This is a genomic window from Methylobacterium iners (assembly GCF_022179305.1).
Classification (GTDB): domain Bacteria; phylum Pseudomonadota; class Alphaproteobacteria; order Rhizobiales; family Beijerinckiaceae; genus Methylobacterium; species Methylobacterium iners.
Map to the genome: position 1 here is coordinate 1 of NZ_BPQP01000006.1, position 18,666 is coordinate 18,666.

General features: G+C 63.2%; 16 protein-coding genes and 3 pseudogenes. 8 read left to right on the forward strand and 11 right to left on the reverse strand.

From position 1 onward, the window contains the following. Window positions 1-620: 620 nt before the first annotated feature. The 3 genes from MFF55_RS01825 (at window position 621) to MFF55_RS01835 (ending at window position 3,890) form a co-directional block, all read left to right on the forward strand. Window positions 621-1,088: a hypothetical protein gene (locus tag MFF55_RS01825; RefSeq protein WP_238242375.1), complete on the forward strand. Its 468-nt coding sequence runs from the start codon at window positions 621-623 to the stop codon at window positions 1,086-1,088. Window positions 1,089-1,091: 3 nt separating this feature from the next. Further along, window positions 1,092-2,327, forward strand: coding sequence for an HlyD family secretion protein (locus MFF55_RS01830; protein WP_238242376.1), 1,236 nt, complete (start codon window positions 1,092-1,094; stop codon window positions 2,325-2,327). 234 nt (window positions 2,328-2,561) lie between these two features. Next, a complete protein-coding gene (locus MFF55_RS01835) occupies window positions 2,562-3,890 on the forward strand; it encodes a TAXI family TRAP transporter solute-binding subunit (protein WP_238242377.1) in 1,329 nt (442 codons plus the stop codon). Window positions 3,891-4,313: 423 nt separating this feature from the next. Here the strand turns inward: MFF55_RS01835 and MFF55_RS01840 are convergent, their stop codons facing one another. Together MFF55_RS01840 and MFF55_RS01845 are read right to left on the reverse strand one after the other, a co-directional pair. Next, on the reverse strand, window positions 4,314-5,228 hold the full coding sequence (locus MFF55_RS01840; protein WP_238242378.1) for a dihydrodipicolinate synthase family protein: 915 nt from the start codon (window positions 5,226-5,228) through the stop codon (window positions 4,314-4,316). Between the two features lie 43 nt (window positions 5,229-5,271). Further along, window positions 5,272-5,718 carry a DMT family transporter gene (locus tag MFF55_RS01845; RefSeq protein ID WP_238242379.1) on the reverse strand — a complete coding sequence of 149 codons (447 nt, stop codon included), beginning with the start codon at window positions 5,716-5,718 and terminating at the stop codon, window positions 5,272-5,274. 114 nt (window positions 5,719-5,832) lie between these two features. Between MFF55_RS01845 and MFF55_RS01850 the strand changes: the two genes are divergently transcribed. From MFF55_RS01850 to MFF55_RS01870, 5 genes are all read left to right on the forward strand, one after another. Beyond that, complete coding sequence (locus tag MFF55_RS01850; RefSeq protein WP_238242380.1) at window positions 5,833-6,759, forward strand: LysR family transcriptional regulator; 927 nt, start codon at window positions 5,833-5,835, stop codon at window positions 6,757-6,759. Between the two features lie 1,374 nt (window positions 6,760-8,133). After that, window positions 8,134-8,379 carry a DUF6894 family protein gene (locus MFF55_RS01855; RefSeq protein WP_238242381.1) on the forward strand — a complete coding sequence of 82 codons (246 nt, stop codon included), beginning with the start codon at window positions 8,134-8,136 and terminating at the stop codon, window positions 8,377-8,379. A 726-nt stretch (window positions 8,380-9,105) separates the two neighbouring features. Further along, the gene (locus MFF55_RS01860) at window positions 9,106-9,330 is read left to right on the forward strand and encodes a hypothetical protein (RefSeq protein WP_238242382.1); all 225 of its coding nucleotides are present in this window, start codon (window positions 9,106-9,108) and stop codon (window positions 9,328-9,330) included. 128 nt (window positions 9,331-9,458) lie between these two features. Next, window positions 9,459-9,812 carry a hypothetical protein gene (locus MFF55_RS01865; RefSeq protein ID WP_238242383.1) on the forward strand — a complete coding sequence of 118 codons (354 nt, stop codon included), beginning with the start codon at window positions 9,459-9,461 and terminating at the stop codon, window positions 9,810-9,812. Between the two features lie 246 nt (window positions 9,813-10,058). Continuing rightward, window positions 10,059-10,907, forward strand: coding sequence for a transglutaminase-like domain-containing protein (locus MFF55_RS01870; protein ID WP_238242384.1), 849 nt, complete (start codon window positions 10,059-10,061; stop codon window positions 10,905-10,907). Window positions 10,908-11,035: 128 nt separating this feature from the next. On the opposite strand, the gene MFF55_RS01875 is transcribed toward MFF55_RS01870, so the two are convergent. From MFF55_RS01875 to MFF55_RS01920, 9 genes and pseudogenes are all read right to left on the reverse strand, one after another. Beyond that, window positions 11,036-11,398 carry a hypothetical protein gene (locus tag MFF55_RS01875; RefSeq protein WP_238242535.1) on the reverse strand — a complete coding sequence of 121 codons (363 nt, stop codon included), beginning with the start codon at window positions 11,396-11,398 and terminating at the stop codon, window positions 11,036-11,038. A 519-nt stretch (window positions 11,399-11,917) separates the two neighbouring features. After that, window positions 11,918-12,076, reverse strand: a pseudogene (locus MFF55_RS01885) (oxidoreductase); the annotation flags it as partial. Between the two features lie 20 nt (window positions 12,077-12,096). Continuing rightward, window positions 12,097-12,204, reverse strand: a pseudogene (locus MFF55_RS01890) (SDR family oxidoreductase); the annotation flags it as partial. Window positions 12,205-12,466: 262 nt separating this feature from the next. Then, window positions 12,467-13,014 (reverse strand): annotated as a pseudogene (locus tag MFF55_RS01895) (IS5 family transposase); the annotation flags it as partial. Beyond that, window positions 12,936-13,256, reverse strand: a complete 321-nt coding sequence (locus MFF55_RS01900) for a DUF695 domain-containing protein (protein ID WP_238242386.1) — start codon at window positions 13,254-13,256, stop codon at window positions 12,936-12,938. The gene MFF55_RS01900 and the pseudogene MFF55_RS01895, both read right to left, overlap by 79 nt. A 786-nt stretch (window positions 13,257-14,042) precedes the next feature. Further along, the gene (locus MFF55_RS01905) at window positions 14,043-15,086 is read right to left on the reverse strand and encodes an SLAC1 anion channel family protein (RefSeq protein WP_238242387.1); all 1,044 of its coding nucleotides are present in this window, start codon (window positions 15,084-15,086) and stop codon (window positions 14,043-14,045) included. 42 nt (window positions 15,087-15,128) lie between these two features. After that, the gene (locus tag MFF55_RS01910) at window positions 15,129-15,923 is read right to left on the reverse strand and encodes an SDR family NAD(P)-dependent oxidoreductase (RefSeq protein ID WP_238242388.1); all 795 of its coding nucleotides are present in this window, start codon (window positions 15,921-15,923) and stop codon (window positions 15,129-15,131) included. Window positions 15,924-15,936: 13 nt separating this feature from the next. Next, on the reverse strand, window positions 15,937-18,159 hold the full coding sequence (locus MFF55_RS01915; protein WP_238242389.1) for a xanthine dehydrogenase family protein molybdopterin-binding subunit: 2,223 nt from the start codon (window positions 18,157-18,159) through the stop codon (window positions 15,937-15,939). Between the two features lie 10 nt (window positions 18,160-18,169). Next, window positions 18,170-18,616 carry a (2Fe-2S)-binding protein gene (locus MFF55_RS01920; protein WP_238242390.1) on the reverse strand — a complete coding sequence of 149 codons (447 nt, stop codon included), beginning with the start codon at window positions 18,614-18,616 and terminating at the stop codon, window positions 18,170-18,172. Window positions 18,617-18,666 lie beyond the last annotated feature (50 nt).

Genomic DNA, 18,666 nt, shown 5'->3' on the forward strand with positions numbered 1-18,666 from the left:
GCGCCGAGTGTGGCCGCCTCATTCACGTCGGGCAATTGCCACGCCCCTACGGAGGTAGATCACGACGCGATCTCGACGTTGCGATTAGTTCGCCTGAGTGTCTGTGGGCCTGAAGGTCTATGACGTCCAGCTTGCGAGTGCCTGCTTCCAGGGATGCCAGAGGTTGGCTTCCAGGACCGCACTGGGTCGGAGGCGGAACGTCCGATTTGGGGCGTAAGGTCGGGGTCCGCTCACGACCCTTCTCGGACTTCAGCGCGTCCGCTTCTGGACAGCCTGATAGAGAGGACGCGTATGACAGGGCTGAGCCGGGAGCGGCCAATTAGCTAGGCGTCTAGAAATGGGCTGCTTGGCAATGGGATGCGGACGTTCGATGGCTCGAAGTTATGGAATGTCCCAATCTAGCCCAGTGTGCTGACCGGACCACTGGTTCGCGGGTGACGCCTAACCCCGAGAGCATGAAATTGGGCTCAAGTCAGCAATAATCCGATGAAAACATCGGTAGGACGAACGCACGAAATTAGTGTAGCCTGAACCTTCCAGGGGGAGGCTACGGCGATTCACTCTGCCAAGCGGTGCGCACCCGCGTCCTAATGGCGTCGCCACTTCTGTCGGGGGCTGACATGACCGACGCGATCAATCCTGCTGCGCCGCATCATTTGCCGATGTTCATTGCCGCCGCGGACGGGTCCGACATGTTCATGTCGATCATGGCCGTAGTCCTCACGGTCGTCGTGCTGGTCGTAGGGCTCCTGTTCCTGCGCCTGCACACCCTGCCGGAACGAATCGCCCACAAGAGCCACAAGCTCCAATTCGAGATCGTCGCTGTGCTGGGGCTCCTGGCCCTCTTCACGCACATCCACCTCTTCTGGGTGCTCGGCCTCCTGCTCGCCCTGATCGACATTCCGAACTTCGGAGGGGTGTTCGGACGAATGGCGAGAGCGCTCGAACGGATCGCGGGTCTCCCTCCGGAACCGCGAGCGGCCGGGGCGTCGGAGGAGACCGAGTCGGTCAGCGTCTCCCACGAAGATGTCCCGCCTCCATCACGGCCCATCCCAAGGATCGTTCCGGCTAGCACGACGAGGACCTGATCCATGCTTGAGATCCTACTGTGCTCGGTGCTGACGATCCTGCCGGATTACCTCTTCCGCCGTTTCGGCCAGGGCAAGCGGTTCGGCAAGGAGATCACGCTCTACTCAGTTTGGTTCGAGCTGAGGTGGGGCATCGTTACCTGCCTAATGCTTTCCGTGGGGCTGATCACGGTCATTTTCTATTATCACCCATCCACGAAGACGGCGACATTGTACTATAGGACCGTCCCTATCGTCTCGGAGGCAAGTGGACGTGTAGCCGAGATCTACGTCAATAACATTAGCGGCGAGGTCGAGCAGGGCGCGCCGATCTTCAGACTAGACAGTTCAACACAGGAGGCCGCAGCGGAGTCGGCGCGGCGCAAGATCGCCGAGGTCGAGGCGGCGATGGTGGCGGCACGGTCCGATATCGCGGCGTCCGAAGGAAAGGTCCAGGAAGCCCGCAGCAGCCTGCAGCAGGCGATGGACGAACTGGAAACGAAGCAGGAGCTGAACAGGCGCGGCGCCGGCATCGTTGCCGTTCGCGAGATCGAACGCCTCCAGAACGTCGTGAACGGCCGGCAGGGCTCCGTCGCGGCGGCGACTGCCGCCAAGCAGACGGCCGAGGCGCAGGTGAGCACGCTCCTTCCGGCCCAGAAAGCCAGCGCCCAGGCGGCGCTCGCCCAGGCCGAGGTGGAGATCGCCAAGACCACCATCCGCGCCGGCGTGAAGGGGCGGGTGGAGCAATTCACCCTGCGGGTCGGTGACATCGTCAATCCGATCATGCGCTCGGCCGGCGTGCTGATCCCCGAGGGCGCCGGACGCAAGGCGATCACGGCGGGCTTCGGACAGATTGAGGCCCAGGTGATGAAGGTGGGCATGCTGGCCGAGGTCACCTGCATCTCGAAGCCCTGGACCGTCATCCCGATGGTGGTGACGAGCGTGCAGGACTTCATCGCCGCCGGGCAATTCCGAGGCGGCGAGCAGCTCATTGATGCGCAGCAGGTTGTTCGACCGGGAACGATCACGGTCTTTCTTGAGCCTCTCTACGCGGGCGGCCTGGAAGGCGTTACGCCCGGCAGCAGCTGCATCGCCAATGCCTATACCAGCAACCACGATCTGATCGCGTCGGGCAAGCTTAGCACCACCAAGAGCGTGGTCCTCCATGCAGTCGATGCCACCGGCATCGTCCACGCCATGATCCTGCGGATTCAGGCCCTGATGTTACCGATCCAAACCCTCGTGCTTAGCGGACATTGAGGTAGCCGTCGCCGTAAGCCTTCTTACCATCAGCGGAATATGCATCGCTCCCGAAACCATCGTCCTCCTGCTGGGGCTCCGGATGACACCCTTGGCAGGCTGTAACGGCGAGGTCTTAGTCGCGCGGCTTGCCAACGTCCTGTTGGCCTCTGCCTATGCCGTCGGTTCGGTCTTTGTCCTTAAGCGCCGGCACATCCGACACCTTATGGACACGTCCACTGGGCCCAGCATGCAATGAGGCCCTTCCCCAAGATCGTTGCGGTTGTCAGCACCCTGTTCGTGGGTGTGGCGGCTGGTGCCTACACCCTGACGCATTATCCCTCGCTGATCTCGGCGAGGTACACTCTGACACTGGCAACTGGCCCAGTCGGAAGCGACGGGCAGAAGGTGCTCGCCGCCTTCATTCGCGATCTCTCCACCGAGCACCCTCTCATTCGACTGGTCCCAGTGCCAGCAGCCAACCTGTCTGAGAGCGGAAAGGCTCTCACGGAAGGCCGGGTCGATCTTGCTGTCGTGAGAAGCGACGACGAGGCGGCTGCGAACGGACGAACGATCTTTGTGCTTCGGCAAGATGGGGTCGCGCTTCTTCTGCCACCGGACTCCAAGATCGAGAAGGTCAGCGAACTCGCGGGCAAGAAACTTGCCGTGGCAACAGGGTTCGACCCCGGACTGTTGAAGGCCTTCACGGAATTCTATGACCTGCGTGACGTCGATCTCAACGTGATGCCCGCGGCGGACTTTGGACCAGCGCTCAAGGCGAGGCGAGTCGTTGCTGCCCTTGCTTCGGGACCACTAGGTCCGGGGCCTATCCCGGACGCCTTCGCGGGCATCCGGAAAAGCTTCAAGGCAAGGCCGTCCTACCTCGACATCGCGGAAGCAGGCGCCATCGTCGCCCGCTCGCCCGCCTACCAGCTGGTCGAGATCAAGCAGGGGACTTACGGGGGAACGCCGACCGAACCCGAGGAAACCATTCAGACCTTCGCGGTTCGTACCCTGCTCGTCTCGCGCGCCTCGCTGCCGGACCGGGTAGCCGGCGAGATCACGCGACTCCTGTTAACGACGAAGGCGAAGCTTGTGGCCATTCTGCCGGCGGCGGGACAGATGCAGGCGCCTGAGACCGAGCGGTCTTCGCTGCTCCCCGTGCATCCTGGAACGCTCGCCTACCTGAACGGCGAACAGGAGAGCCTGCTCGACCAGACAGTCAACCTCTATTGGCTGGCCGTCATGGTCTTCGCCATAATAGCACCCTTCGTCGGCTGGATTGCTGCCAGACGTCGCCTTCGCCGCAGCCGCGCAGAGAGGGTGAAGCTGCATCGCATGGTCGAGCTCGTCAGGCTGGCCAAGGTGGGTTCAGCAGCACAGCTCGCCGCCGCTGACGCGGAACTTGAAGAAATAACGAACTGGCTGTTCGAGCGGCTTGCAGCGGGCGAGATCGAGCGTGACCAGTTCCAGTTCTTCGAGCGAATGATTGCAGGATTGCGCGAGACCATCGAGAACCGGCTGGGCGAGCTTGCTGCCCTAGAAGTTTCTCCGAGGCCTATGCTGAAACAGGGCCTCGCGTGAACCAAGAATGGATCATGGGCGAGATCCTGATTCGAAGGGTAGAGAACCAGTACTGGAAGTCAGAAGCGTCGCACATGGACCACCTCGCGGCCCGTAGTCTCTGAGCCGAACGAAACCCACCGCGGGTGGTCTGTCATATCCGCGCCGGAATGTCCGCTTCTGGGCGCGATGCCCAGTTCCGCTCCCCACCCTTGTCGGACCTTCAGAGCGTCTGCTTCTAGGCAGCCTGATAGAACGGACGCGTATGACCAGGGTGGGTGGAAAGCAGGTGCTACTCGCCTTCCGCCCCTAAGGCCGTTCCAATGAATTATGAGACGTTCAGGGTAGCTCTTTTTTTGCTCCGATGGCGCCCGCGTCGAAGTAGTCCATCGGCGAAGCGTGGAGCGTTCCATAAGGGCAAGCCCTATTGGAGCAGCTGCACTTTCAAACGTGGCGGTGCTCTTTCATGTCTAGCGCCTTGAGCGCTTCGGTCACCCGCTGCTGGGCTGGTTCGGATAGCGGCAGGATCGGGCGCGGTGGCGCGGCATGACAGATGCCGAGGAGGGCAGCGCATGCGTAGATCACCCTTAGGCTGGAAAACTCTCTGAATAGGTCCCAGAGCGGTTGCAGACGGGCGTTCAGCCGCCGTGCCTCTGCGGCATCGCCGGCCTGGACTGCGCGAACGATGTCCATGGTGGTCTGCGGGAATAGGCCCGCGATGACGCTGTACCAAGCGTCGCCGCCCGCGAGCAGTGCCTCGACTGAGTTCCAGTCACCGCTGTAGCCGAGTGAAAACCTGTCCGGCACCACATCGCGCAACTCTCGCAAGTGTCCGGTTACGTCCTGCGGCTCAGGGGCGGGGCTCTTCACGGCGACGATGCCAGAGACCCGGCTGAGGCGGCCGACAAGGGCAGGCGTGAAGCGGAAGTGCGTAGTGCTCGGATTGTCGTAGATGCAGAGCGGCAAACGGCTTTCCCGCGCCACCGTAGCGAAGTGCTCGAACACTTCGTCCTCGTTCAGCGGAGTGTAGGACACGGCTGCGAGAAGACCGGCCGCGGCACCTGCCGCCTGTGCATCCTGTGCGAGCCGTACAGCCTCATCGGTTCGCAGCGCACCTACGCCGATGAGGATCGGCACGCGACCTGCCCCTTCCTCCAAGGCGGCATCCAGGGCCCGGCTCCGCTCGGCGCGGGAGAGATAGGGGTAAGAGCCCGTGCTGCCGAGCAGGCCGATGGAGTTCACGCCTGCCGCACAAAGTGGGGCGATAAGGCTGCGCAGGGCGGCAACATCGACCCGACCGCTCGCATCGGCCGGCGTAATGGGGAAGGCCGACAGCCCTTTCAGGAGCATGGGGATCATCCTTCTGGCAGCCGGCTCGGGCCGGCACGCGCTACGACCGCGTTCAACGCCGGATCAGGACCACGCCACCGATCAAGAGAGCGACGCCGACCGCACGGGGCCAATCGAGTGCGCGTTGGGTAAGCCCCATCCACCCGAAATGATCGAAGGCCACCGAAGCCAGCATCTGACCGGCGACGAGGAGCGCTATGAACGTGGCAGCCCCAAGTTGCGGCACGAGAAAGATGGCGAGGCCGATGAAGATCGCGCCGAAGAGCCCGCCGCTCCAAGCCCACCACGGGATGCGCTCCGCCACGCTCGCCGAGGGGATCGGATCACGCAGAGCAAGGGCGAGCAGCGCCATACAGACGATCCCGACAAAGTAGCTCATGAAGCCCGACCATGCGGCGGAGTTGAGAGCCACGCGCAGGTTCGCGTTCAGCACCTGCTGAACGACGATGCTGGCTCCCGCCACGGCGGCGAGGGTCAGAGGAAGCAGGACGTTGAGCATCGGCTCTGGCTTTGTTGAGGGTCACGGCTGCAACGCCCAAAGTGCCAACATTGACAAGCACCTCTCGTCCATGCCGTCAAATGCCTTACTTTTAGCTTTTCATGCAATCGAGGCATGATGAACCCAGCCCATATCGATCTGTTTCGCGCTGTGCTGCGCCATGGCGGAATGACGAGGGCTGCCGCTGCGCTCGGCATAGGTCAGCCGCATATCAGCCGCGCTATGGCGCAGCTTGAGGCCGATCTCGGCTTCCTGCTGTTCGTCCGCGGCCACGGGAGCGCTTTGCCGACGCGGGAGGGGGAAGCCTTTGCGCGAGAGGTTGAGCAGACCTATGCGGGGCTCGACCACCTGCGCCAAGCCGCTCGTCAGATACGGGAACTCGGCACCGGGCCATTGCGCGTTGCGTGTCAGCCCTCACTGGCTTCTCGCCTGCTGCCACGTGCCATCCGACGGCTACACGCCGAATGCCCTGGCGCCCATGTGGCGGTCCATGTGCCAAGCCCCGACGCGATCTGGTCATGGACCTCTTCAGGGCAATGCGACATTGGCCTTGTGCGGCCCCGCTTTGGCTACGCGGGCGTGATCTGCGAACCCTTCCTGACAGTCGATGCGGTCTGCGCGCTGCCACGAGAGCATGCCCTCACTGCTAAGCGGACCATCACGGTGCAGGACCTCGCAGGCGAGCTCCTGATTGCGGGTGGTTCGGGTGACCTTCAACAGGCGAGCGAGGAGGCATTTGCGCGGGCCGGCATCGTGCCGCGCTTTGCCTTCATGGCCCAGTACACGGCACCGCGCTGTGGTCTCGTGGCGGAAGGGTTGGGGCTTGCCATTGTTGATCCAGTCCCAGCACGCGAACTCGCCGATCTGTCCATCGTGCTACGGCCGTTTGAGCCTAGCTTGCCCATCAAGACGATGTTGATCCGACCGGCGGGGCGGCCGCTGGGCAACCTCGCGGAGCGCCTAATCGCTTCCCTGAATGCTGAGCGCGATGCGCTCTCGTCCGAACGGGTTCAACAAAGGAAAGCCAGTCAGAACTCTTGAGTTATGACGCACCAGTCTAAGCCGCTCGGTTCCATGACTCCCAAACCGCGAACGTCCGCTTAAGGGCTCGACGCCCAGTTCTGCTCCCCACCCCGAGCGGACCTTGGTCGCAGACCGCTCAAGGGTTTGGTTAGAGTCGAGTTGGGCGGTCAAGGCGCTAAGCGCCGTCCCAATTTTTTGGCCTGTCTACGAGAGCGGGGCCACAAGACGCAGGTGGGGGAGGGTGCCCCATTGGTCCGATACCAGGGCGGCACCTATGGCCTAGCCCGAACCAGGCCAGCGCGCGGGGCCCTGATTCGCATCCGGCGGCTGACGGTTCTCACGAACTCCCGCCAGATCTCCGGGGTGTCGTGTGCTGGTTGCTATGTGGTCGCTAGCAACTTAGCAATCGCCAATAATATGGCTCTAAGTCATTAATTTTATTGGCGCACCCGACACGATTCGAACGTGTGACCTTTGCCTTCGGAGAGCGGAACAATCGGTGGCAACGCTCAGCGCGCGTTGTCGAACGCAAAAACCGCGCAAAAGTCGTCCGTCCGCTTCCGACCCATTGCGGAAGTCTGGCTTGTGTCGGCTTCGCGCCACAACCGGACCTCGGCTCTTTGCTCAGAAGCAGTCCTTCAACATAGCGCCCAACACAGCCATACAAGAAGCGTAGATACATCTAGCCCATGCGCTGAATATTGCCGCGCGGGAAGCAGCAGTCGGAGTACGAGAGCAGGTTCGTGCGTCCGCCTGAGCTGCGGACCAGCCCTCCGCAAGCCAAAGCCTCGCCAACGTGACGGACCCCACTGACATGCCATCCAACCCGCTTCTAGTGATCGCAGCCTACGAACGAAGCGGTCAAAAGCGGTAAGCTCGTACCCTGCAACTTGTCAGGTACGGTCCTCACGAGAGACTGTCGATGCTGATGGCATGACTTGTGCGGCTGTTCCTCTGAGCGTGAGGGCCGGCCCTTGTGGAATCTACTCGGCACGACAATCCCCCACGAGGACTATAGCCGGCCAGCAAGCATTGTGGTGTGGCCCACCAATGAGCCCGCTCCCTCCGGCGTAGAACCACTGGAACTCGCAAGCCTTGATGAGGCATTGAGCCTTGCCTTCAGGGTCATACAGGCTGCCTCTGGATCACCATGGATCACGACAAACAGTGGACTGATACTTCCACCTAGAAGCCTTGAGGTAATCATGCTGGCTTCCAGGCGAGAATACCTCCCGCATAATGGGGTTAAGATCTACGGCATCGTCGCTCTGGCAGCATCCTAAGGGCGTCAACAGTGTGCGTGTCGTAGTCGAAGCGGAAGGTGCCGGCGTGGACCTTCAGACACCACAAAGCGTTAGCAGGACAGAGAGCACGCGCAGGGATCGAAACGAGATGCAGCGATACTTCTTCGATGTCGAAGATGGAGGACTAAAGGCAGATAGCGAAGGCAGGATGCTCATGGGAGCTGACGCAGTAGCGGAAGCGGCGATGAACATGCTGCTTGAGACTGCAAGGATTGCAGTGGTCGCCAACAACGAGCGCGAGCTATCGGTAACAGTACGGAACGGCGAGGGTGATCCAGTATATCGCACCTCATTGACAGTGCGGGCAGGTTGGCTCGTTGGTGTTCGACGCTGAGCTGCCTTAGTTCAATCGAGTCCGAGTATAAGTCAAATTAGTGCGTGCTCCTTAGCGAGCTAGTGCCAAACTCTTGCCGTCTGCACCTCGATATGTCGCCGCTTCAGAACGCCCTGCGCAGTACTCGTCTTCTGACCTCGCCTCACGTCTGAGTCCTTCAGCCCTGACTGATCTTCAGAATCAGCTCAGTGCAAAGCCAGCCGGTCAGGTTGGTGATAAAGCCTAGCTGCTACCGAGACGGTGGGCCCATTTCTCTGTGCGACAACCATGTGTTCAGACCACAAGCTCTCTTGAGGCGCGTATCGGCCCTAGTGAGGAACTTGGCCGACCGGTAAACGTCACCGTCAGCTGCTGCACGGTCAGCAGCGGCCACGTCATGCTTGGCAAGGCGGCAGAGGAGGTAGGCACGAAGGCGGGAAAGCAGCTCCAGCATCGGTTGTCTCCCTGCAGAGACAAACGCCGCTTGCAAAATCCATGCACAAGGACGGGGCACTGCGCCTGAAGTGGGCCAAGCGACGTCCGTATCGGGTTGTGCTGCTTCTCGTCGCTATCGAGCGTTGCCTGCCCAACTTTGGGCTACCGCATCGGCGGCGCGCTTTCCGACTGCAGCCCTCAGCATACCGCTTCGGCAGCTCGCGGCCCCTCACTTGCCTGAGCTCGGCTCACGAGCCGCTTGTGTGACCCTGATTGTGGAAATCAGCGGCACTTGGCCGGCAGAGGACGCAGATGAGCAGCTATGACCCCGACGAGCCTGTCACTCTGATCTGGAGCGAGGGATCGCCAAACACGGACGACAAGCGGGAGTGCAGCCTCTCGGAAGCCGTGCGAATCGTCGTGGAGGACTTCGACGGTCTGCCCAAGCAGCTCTCGTGCGTCATCCTTCGCGTCGGGGAGCCGATCCGCCAGCTTGACGAGATGAGGGCGATCTATCGTTCGCTCACAGACCGCTGAACCTCGTGAACGGCCTGTGGCCTGTCGAGGACGTCGGCCCAAAACCTGCAGGCGACGAGCAGGTCAGTTGGTCGGTTGGTTGAGCGCAGTGAGCTGACGCTCCAGCTCTCACAAGGAGTTCTCACCTCATGGTCGAGCCTGCCCCCGGCACGCCCGCCGCCCTGGTCAGGAGCTTCCTGGCTCACCTGATGATGGCGGCTTTGACCGCAGACAATCAGCACAGTCTGGCTTGGCGACAAAAGGCCAAGCACCTTCGCCAGCAGATGCTTGCTATTCCGGGCGCATTGGCAACCCTGAAGATCGACGGCTTGTGGTGGCTGGCGATCGGCGATGCCGAAGCGCCGGAGCTGCGGGCTGAGGAGAAGATGATCGAGTGGGGTCAGCCCAAAGCCTGCCCGTTCACGCTCACAGAGATCTGCGAGCCTGAGTTCGACGTTGATCGCGCGGTGCAACGCCTCAGAGAGACAGCAGCGACAGGGTAGAAGGGCTTAACACTTAAACGAGGTGCCGCCCTGATCCTTGCCGGCCCCTTGCTTCCTATTCACGGCAGCGCGAATCGACTTGAATGATCTCGATCTCGACGATCCCACCATCGACCACAGCCATCGTTTGCACACGTGGTGGCTAATATTTGCGCACTAGCTGCTGTTTCTTTACGACAACACGGCGGAACCTGCTGGATAGCTCTATGTTAAAGTCGCTTACATAGGCTGCTTTCGAGACCTCAGATGCATATCCGTGCGGGCTACACCATCGCCTTCAACACCTTTGGCTCTACCCCGATGAACCTGCTGCTCAGCATTCATCCTGAGCGGAAGGCGGATCTTGTGACGCCAGAGGTCATCGCCTTCGATCCGCCGGTTCCTGCGCAGCAGTTCACGGATGCCTTCGGCAATACCTGCACGCGCATCGTAGCCCCCGGCGGTCCTATGACGATGTCGGCCGACTTCGTAATCCGGGATAACGGTGAGCCCGATCCGGTTGCGTTGGATGCGTGCCAGCATCCGGTCGAGGAGCTGCCTAACGACGTGCTGCAGTTCCTGCTTGGATCGCGCTACTGCGACACCGACAAGCTGTCTAGCATCGCATGGTCGCTGTTTGGGAACACGCCGGAAGGTTGGGCGCGTGTGCAGGCCATCGTTGACTTCGTGCACGCCCGTATCCGCTTCGACTACCAGAAGGCCGATGACACCCGTTCAGCCTTCGATGGCTACACGCAACGCGAGGGTGTGTGCCGTGACTATGCTCATCTCGCCATCGCGTTCTGCCGCTGCATGAACATCCCGGCCCGCTATGCCACCGGCTACCTCGGCGACATTGGGGTGCCGCGCGATTCGGCTCCGATGGACTTCTCCGCTTGGTTCGAGGTGTATCTCGGTGGTCGCTGGTACACGTTTGACGCACGCCACAACCAGCCGCGGATCGGCCGGATCGTCATGGCCCGCGGCCGTGATGCCACGGATTGTGCCCTGACGACGAACTTTGGCCGGGCGCCTTTACTGCAGTTCGATGTGCACACCGAGGAAGTGAGGGAGAATGCAATTGTGCGACCGCACCAAATTGCCCGGGCTGCGTAGTTTACTCGCTGGTAGCGGCAGAACTTAGTGCAAGCGGCAGAACGCTCCCCACTATGTAGGCGCTTCGACTACCAAGTTGTAAAACCAAGTTTTGCCACGCTGGACAGAAATGGCGCCGTCCTATCCGTCTAGGCAGCCGCGTTATGAGAACAATCAACCAGCAAGACACCGGGGCAGAGACTACAATGATTTGCTGTTAACGAATCATCAGCTAACCCTTGCGCCTGCGGCATGCCAGCAAGCTGCCATAAAGGCATCACGCCATCGTACAAGCGCAAGATAGTTGACTTCGCATCTCTTGATCGCATTATGGTGCGTTGCAAAATCTGCATACCGCAGCGCACAAAAGCGTGGTTCAATCGCTCATCGGCCGGCATCACAGCCGGATCAGCTGGAGCAATCCCATGCGTCGCACGTGCGCTCTCATCCTCGCCGTTTTCGTCATAGGCTCCTTTGCACCGAGCCCCGTCAGGGCGGACGAGGCGATCCATCTGACGCCTCCGCTCTACCGTGAGCTGGCCCGCGCAACCCAGCAGACCCGCAGCGCCCGCGACTTGACCACGACGCCTCAGCCGATCGTCTCCACGACGCCGATCTTTGGCCCGCGAACCGTTCAGGTCGTAGCAGGCGCTGAGGGCGTCACCAATCGCTGAAGGCCCAAGTCGGGCTCACGATGATGACACATCCTCTGGCGGCCTCATGGAAGCGCGCTGCCCCAGGATCCTCCCTGTTAGACATAGTGGAGTGGAGGCCATGCCTCACGGTCAGGCGAGAGCGCTGAGCGTACGCGTAGAACAATCGGACGAGGGTTCATGGTCCTGGGCCATCTTCAGCGGTGAAGAGCAGTTCCTACTTGTTCGATCTCGACCAGACTACCCAGACAGGGACGCAGCATCCAGGGCAGGCGACGCAACAGTGATGGATGTGCGTCGCAACCTGGAACGCGCACGTGCTCGTCGGACTCGGACAACTGGTGTCAAGCGCTCGGTCAGGCAAACCTCAGCCTAATGTCCCTCGGCCCGGCGCCTGTAGTAGGCCGCGTTCGCCTCGCGAGGGATGCCTCCCGGGACCATCGCGCGGGTCATCGGCGCCATCACGATGCGATTCTTCAGGTCGAGCGTCTTGAGGCGGAATGGGCGGAACAGCGGAGCGGTATCAGTGGCGGACATCGGGAAATTCCCTGGCGCGCTCAACGGAAGCCGCCGCTAGCCATCAGGCGCTCGCCGGTCATCCAGCGGGCATCGTCGGAGGCCAGGAAGACCGCGACGCAGGCGATGTCGTCCGGCCGGCCGATCTTGACGCACCGCCCACCGCGCCGCCCGCCCGGGGGCTCAGTGCCGCCTTCGCGCTGCCGGACCGCGACGCCCTAACGGCGGCTGTTAGCGCGGCCTACCGCCTTTCCACGAGCTTGCCGACGCTGCCACTGGAACGTTTTGCGCGGGACACCGCCGGGCTCGGGCAGACTGAGGCCGATGCAATCACCCGGCGCCGGATCGGGCAGGGCATCTTCCGCGAGGCGCTGCTGGCATACTGGAACGGCCGGTGTCCGATCACTGGGATCACTCAGTCCCAGCTTCTGCGTTGGCGGCGAGCCTGTCGTAACGGGTTGCGATGCGCCGCCAGTTCTTGATGCGGCAGAACAAGCGCTCGATGACGTTGCGCCGGCGGTAGGCCCGGCGATTGTAGGGATGGGGCACTGTACGGGCCTTGCTCGACGGGATCACCGGTGTGATCCGCCGTTCCTTGAGCCAGTCGCGCAGGCTATCAGCATCGTAGGCTCGATCGGCCAGGAGCCGCTTGGGCAGCGCGACCTGCTCCAGTAGCGGCAGCGCCATCCGAATGTCGCTGAAGCTACCCGGCGTCAGCGCGAGGGCGACCGGTCGGCCGCGATCATCGGCCAGGCAGCGGATCTTGCTTGTTTGCGCGCCGCGCGAGGTGCCGATCGCCTGCGCCCACGTCCACCTTTTCCGCCGGCTGCCGAGCGGTGGGCCTTCACGTGGGTACTGTCGAGGGCGAGTTCGTCGGGTATCACACCGACAGCAGCAACCTGAGCAAACAAGCGCTGCCAGCGCCCGCGTTGCGCCCAGCGGTGGTAGCGATTGTAGACCGCAAATAGGCCGACCATTCTGGATCAGCGTGGCTGTTGATCTGATATTGATAGGCGGGGTGCTGCTCCATAGCCGCTTTCACATCCCGCGCTAGCGAGCCAGGATCAGCCGTGTAGAAGTAGAACACGCGAGATCCACGCGCGGTTAGGCGACCGACGTATATCGCCTCATCAGCATGCGGCCGCACGATCAGATGGTTCTCGAGGGCAATCAGATCCTTGAATTCCTCCTCGCTCGACATCCCGTCCTGAGCCAAACTGCCGGAGGCTTTGCAGCGGCCACTGACCGCCTTCGGCCACGTGCTGCTCGAACACACTCGCGTCGAGCAAACCGGTCAACGGATCACCGAGAGGGAGAGCGCGCATGGGCAGGTTTATGGGCTACACTAGCTGAAGTTATGTATGCCCGCAGGCGTTCAGCTTTAAGTTGATCAGCAGACTTTCCGAGGCGTGACGCGCGAGGTTGGTAGAAAAGTCAGATCCGGCTGCATACAGCGCCAAGCGGAATTCGAGTTTCAGCCCTATCTACGAGAGCGGGACCCCCAAGAAGCGGGTGGGTAGAGGGCACCCTGTTGGTCCGCTACCCGGGGCCTCGTTTCGGCGAGCCCGAAGCAAGCCAGCGCGCAGGCGTATGATTCGCATCGGGCAATTAACGCTTCTCGCGAACTCCCGTCGAATTTACGGTTTGTCGGTTGCTATATGGTCGCTAGCAACTTAGCGGTCGTCGAAACTAAGGCTCTAAGTCATTGAATTTGTTAGCGTACCCGACACGATTCGAACGTGTGACCTTTGCCTTCGGAGTGCGGAACAAACAGTGTCAACGAACGGTGCGCATTGCCGAACACAAAAACTGCGAAAAAGACGCCCGTCCGCTTCCGACCCTTTGCAGCCTCTCGGAAGGTCCGCTTACGGCAGCTTGGTGGAGGATGACCTTTGTCCGGGTCGGGTGGCTTTCTGCCGGTCTGCTTTCAGGTGGCAAATGGAGAGAGCAGCCCTCGAATGAGCAGCTGAAGATGGGAGATTGATCGTCACTGCGCTAGCGTACGTAGCTCCCCACGGGCGAGGCCAATCAGGGTTCGGACGAGCAGCCAAGCGATGACCAGCGTCGCTAGCGCGAGCAAGGCCAGGGCGAGGCCGTCAGTCGCTGGACCTGGCTGAGCCGTCGCGACGCGCAGAGCTGCGACCGCCGCCGCGGTGAGGGGGAAGCTCACGCCCCACCACGAGACGCGGAACGGGCAGGCTCGGCCGAACTTCGCGAGCTTCGGTAGCAGCACCGCTAGCAGGAACAGCGCGACCGCGAAGAGCGACTCGGCGAACAGGTCAATGGTGCGTGTCGACGCGACATAGGCCGAGAACCCGACCGCGAAGGGAGCCACGAGTATTAGGAGCGACGGCTGCAGCGCTGCGGGCAACGGTGCCTCAAACAGGAGGCGGGACAGGATCAACGTGAAGATGGGCAGGGCGAAGAACAGCCCCACCGCCAGCGCAAAGGTCATCACCCCCTGCATCGGCGGCAGGTCGAGCCCCGGAAGGGCCAGCGGGACATCCAGCAGGCCGACCACCGGCACGATCCAGGCCGGCGTCGCATGCGCCGCCTGCTGCCGGTCGCTAAGCCAGCGCGTCACGATCAGCCATGCGAACAACGTCATGCCGACGGCGCCGATGATCCAAAGCGCGCGCGCTAGGGTGAGACTGAAGTCAGCCAGTGGGATTGGCAGCAGGAGGAGGCTGATGATCGGCGTGCCGAACAGGTTGCCCGCGATGGGGTGGTGGTACTCGGCCTGCACGGCATGGGGAGCGATGAACACCTTGGCCGCATAACCCGCCGCGATGGCGACGAAGGCTGCTGAGGCGATCAACCCGATGGCCTCTCCGAGCCAAAGCGGCACCCCGTACCGGGCATGGGCGAGACTCCATGCGACGCTCAGGCCCGTCAAGCCCATCACCGCCGCGAACAGGCCGACCGGCAACGCCTCGACCTGACGCCAGCCTCCCGCCAGCGGTGGTTGGTCCTGAACGAGGTGCGCGGCCAGCACGGATTCGCTTTGCTCGATCTCAATGATCTGCAGCATCGACGACCTCTTACTCCACAAGGTACCGGTTCGCTTGCGGTCTCAACCGAGACCATAGCGGGCGGCCGGCACACGATGGGAGAGGTTGGGACCAAGGCGGAACCGCGCGGCCTCGAAAGCCTGCCAGTCGCCGAGATCTGTGAGAGACGGGATCGTGACGGTCTCACCCGCGTCGAGGCCGGCGAGGGCCGCCGCCACGAGATCGCGGGCCTCCATGATCATCTCCGCGGGGATCTGCCCGATATCCGCGCCCGCCCGTTCGAAAAATTCGGTGCGGGTGACGCCGGGCAGCACCGCCTGGAGGCGCACGCCCTTGCGGCCGATCTCGGCCGCGAGCCCCTGTGTCAGGGCAAGGACGAAGGCCTTCTGTGCGGCATAGCCGGCGTTAAAGCGTTCCGGGATGAGGGCAACGGCCGAGGCGACGTTGATTATGGCTCCGCTGCTCCGGCCTGCGAATGCTCTTGCCGCAGCGAAGGTCAGGGTCTGCAATGCCCTGACATTGAGGTCGAGCATCCCGTCGTAGAGTTCCGCCGGACTGTCGAGGGAGGGTCCCAAGGGGCCGAGCCCAGCGCAGTTCACGAGGAGCGCGAGACTCGCATCAGTGGCGACGCGATCCCGGACCGCCGCGAGCTCCGCCGGCCGCGCTAGATCGGCAGGCATGACTTCGACGCTCACCCTCGTCTCCCGCCCAATACGATCGGCCGCCGCCCGCAGCCGGGCGGCATCGCGGGCGACGAGGATGAGATCGTGGCCCCGGGCGGCCAATTGGTCGGCGTAAGCCGCGCCAATGCCCGAAGATGCGCCCGTAACGAGCGCCGTGCCTGCGTGCTGTATCATGGCGAATCCCTGATCAGGCGGCGGAGAGCTTGGTGTTGGCGACCGGCAGCGAACGGATCCGCTGGCCGGTGAGCGCCGCGATGGCGTTGAGGACGGCGGGCGGCACGCCCGGCAGGCCCGGCTCCCCGACCCCGCCCATCGGCGCGCCGCTCTCGACGATTTGCACATGGACCTTTGGCATGTGCTCGCGGCGCAGGACCGGATAGGTGTCGTAGTTCTGCGATTGCCGCACACCGTCGCGGTAGAGGATCTGCTCGAACAGGACCGAGGAGAGGCCGAGCGCCGCCGCCGATTCCACCTGCGCCTTGACGATGGCCGGGTTGACGATGCTACCGGGGTCGAACGCGATCCAGAGATTGTGGACCCGGGCTTCGCCGCCCTCCACCGAGACCTCCGCGATGGTCGCCGTCTCCGATCCAAAGGGTGAGGCCATCGCGATGCCCCGAGCGCGCATCCCACCCTCCGCGCGGTAGGGCCCGCGCTGCCAGCCGCCGGACATCTCGGCCACCGCCGAGAGAAGGGACCGGTGCCGGGCGCTGCCTTGGAGGAGCGCCATGCGCAGCGTGAACGGATCCTGACCTCCCGCCTGGGCGACCTCGTCCAGGAAGCTCTCGTAGAACGCATCGTTCATCGAGTGCCCGACCGAGCGCCAGAAGGCGATGTTCACGGGATGGGCGACCTTCGTGAAGGTCATGCGCCGGTTAGGGACGGCGTAGGGCTTCTCGACGATGCCCTCGACCGCGGAGGGGTCGACGGGGGTCTGCATCATCATGCTGAAGTAGCGGCCGATTGGTCCTTCCCCAACGGTACGGACCTCGATCGCCGTCGGCTGACCCGCCGCGTCGAGGGCCGCGCGGAAGCGGCTGAAGCTCAAGGGGCGCACCGCATCCCGGGCGAACTCCTCTTCCCGCGACCACAACACCTTCACGGGGCGGCCGGTAGCCTTGGCGAGCAGGATCGCCTGCGGGAACGGGTTGCCGGCCTCGTAGGTGAAGTGGCGGCCGAAGAAGCCGCCGAGCATCGGTGAATGGATGCGGACTTGCGCAGGCTGGAGCCCGGCGACCTTCGCCGACACGGCCTGGAACACCTCCGGCATCTGGTTCGGGAGCCAGACATCGAGTGTCCCATCGCCATCGAAGCGGGCGATGGCCGAGGGTGGCTCTAACTGCGCGTGGGCGAGGTAGGGGGCCTCATAATCGGCCCCCACCACCTTGGCGGCCTTGGCGAAGGCGCCGGCTACGTCGCCTACTTCCTCAGCCACGTGACCCGGATTGGTCGAGGCTTTCAGGGCGGCGAGCATGCCCTCGGACGAGAAATCTGCCGCGACTGTCTCAATGCCGGTGGGTTTGGCCGCCGTCCATTCGACCTTCAGTGCCTCGACAGCCTTGCGCGCCCGCCACCAGCTATCAGCGGTGACAGCAACCGCGCCCGGCAGCCGATGCACTGAATGGACGCCCAGCATGGCCTTGACCTCCGCCTCGTTGGCGAAGACCTGCGGCTCCGTGCCGAGGCGTGGGGCGTGCTGCACGGCGGCGTAGAGCATGCCCTCGACCTTCTGGTCGATGGCGTAGATCGCCCGGCCCGTGGACTTGTCCCGTACGTCGAGCCTGGGAACAGGCTGACGAATGTAGCGGAAGGTCGCCGGGTCGCGGAGCGGGACGGATTCGTTCGGCTTCAGCTTCAGAGCATCGGCCGCGAGGTCGCCATAGGACAGAGCGCGGTTCGTGGCCGCGTGCAGCACGACCCCGTCGCGGGTGGTGAGTTCGCCGTCTTGTACCTTGAGCCTTGCCGCCGCCGCGCGGATCATCAGGTCCCGGGCGGTCGCGCCGAGGCGGCGCATGGTCTCGTAGCTCGACCGGGTGGAGAAGCTGCCGCCGGTCATGCGGATGCCGTTCACGACGGCGTAGTCGGGACCGGGTGGCGCACATTCCACGACGAAGCGGGACGGCGGCACGTCCAGTTCCTCGCCGACGATCTGCGCCATTCCGGTGGCGATGCCCTGGCCGCCCTCCACGAAGGGGCTGAGGAGCTTGATTGTGCCGTCCGGGTGGATCTGCAGGAAGGCGGCCACCCGCGTTCCCGGCTTCGGCGCAAGGGCGCCTGCGCCTTCCGCTGGGCCCTGGGCCGCGGCGCGAGCCACTCGCGCTGGCAGGAGGGCGCTGAGTACCAGGGCGCCGCCGGCAGCCGCGAGGACGCCGCGGCGGGAGGGAACTGCGGGACGGAGGAGCAGGTCCATGGCAAGCTCCTCAGGCGGCGGCTTGCCGCACAGCGGCGGCGATGGCGTTGTAGGTCCCGCACCGGCAAAGGTTCGTCATCGCGTCGGCGATATCGCCGTCGGTCGGGTGCGGCGTCTGCTTCAGCAGGGCGGTGGCAGCCATGACCTGACCGGATTGGCAGTAGCCGCATTGCGGCACCTGCAGCGCGACCCAAGCCTCGACGACCTTCCGGCCGATCTCGTCCTGCTCGACCGCCTCGATGGTGGTGACGACCTGGCTGCCGACGCTGTTCAGCGGCACTTGGCACGACCGCGTCGCCTGTCCGTCGAGATGGACCGTGCAGGCTCCGCATTGGGCGACGCCGCAGCCGTACTTCGTGCCGGTCAGGCCGAGCGTGTCGCGCAGGACGAAGAGCAGCGGAGTATCGGGCTCAGCGTCGACTGCATATTGGTGACCGTTGATCGTCAAGCTCACCATAGCCACGCCTCCACGACAGTCAGCAGCACCCGCGGCCATGCTTACGCAGA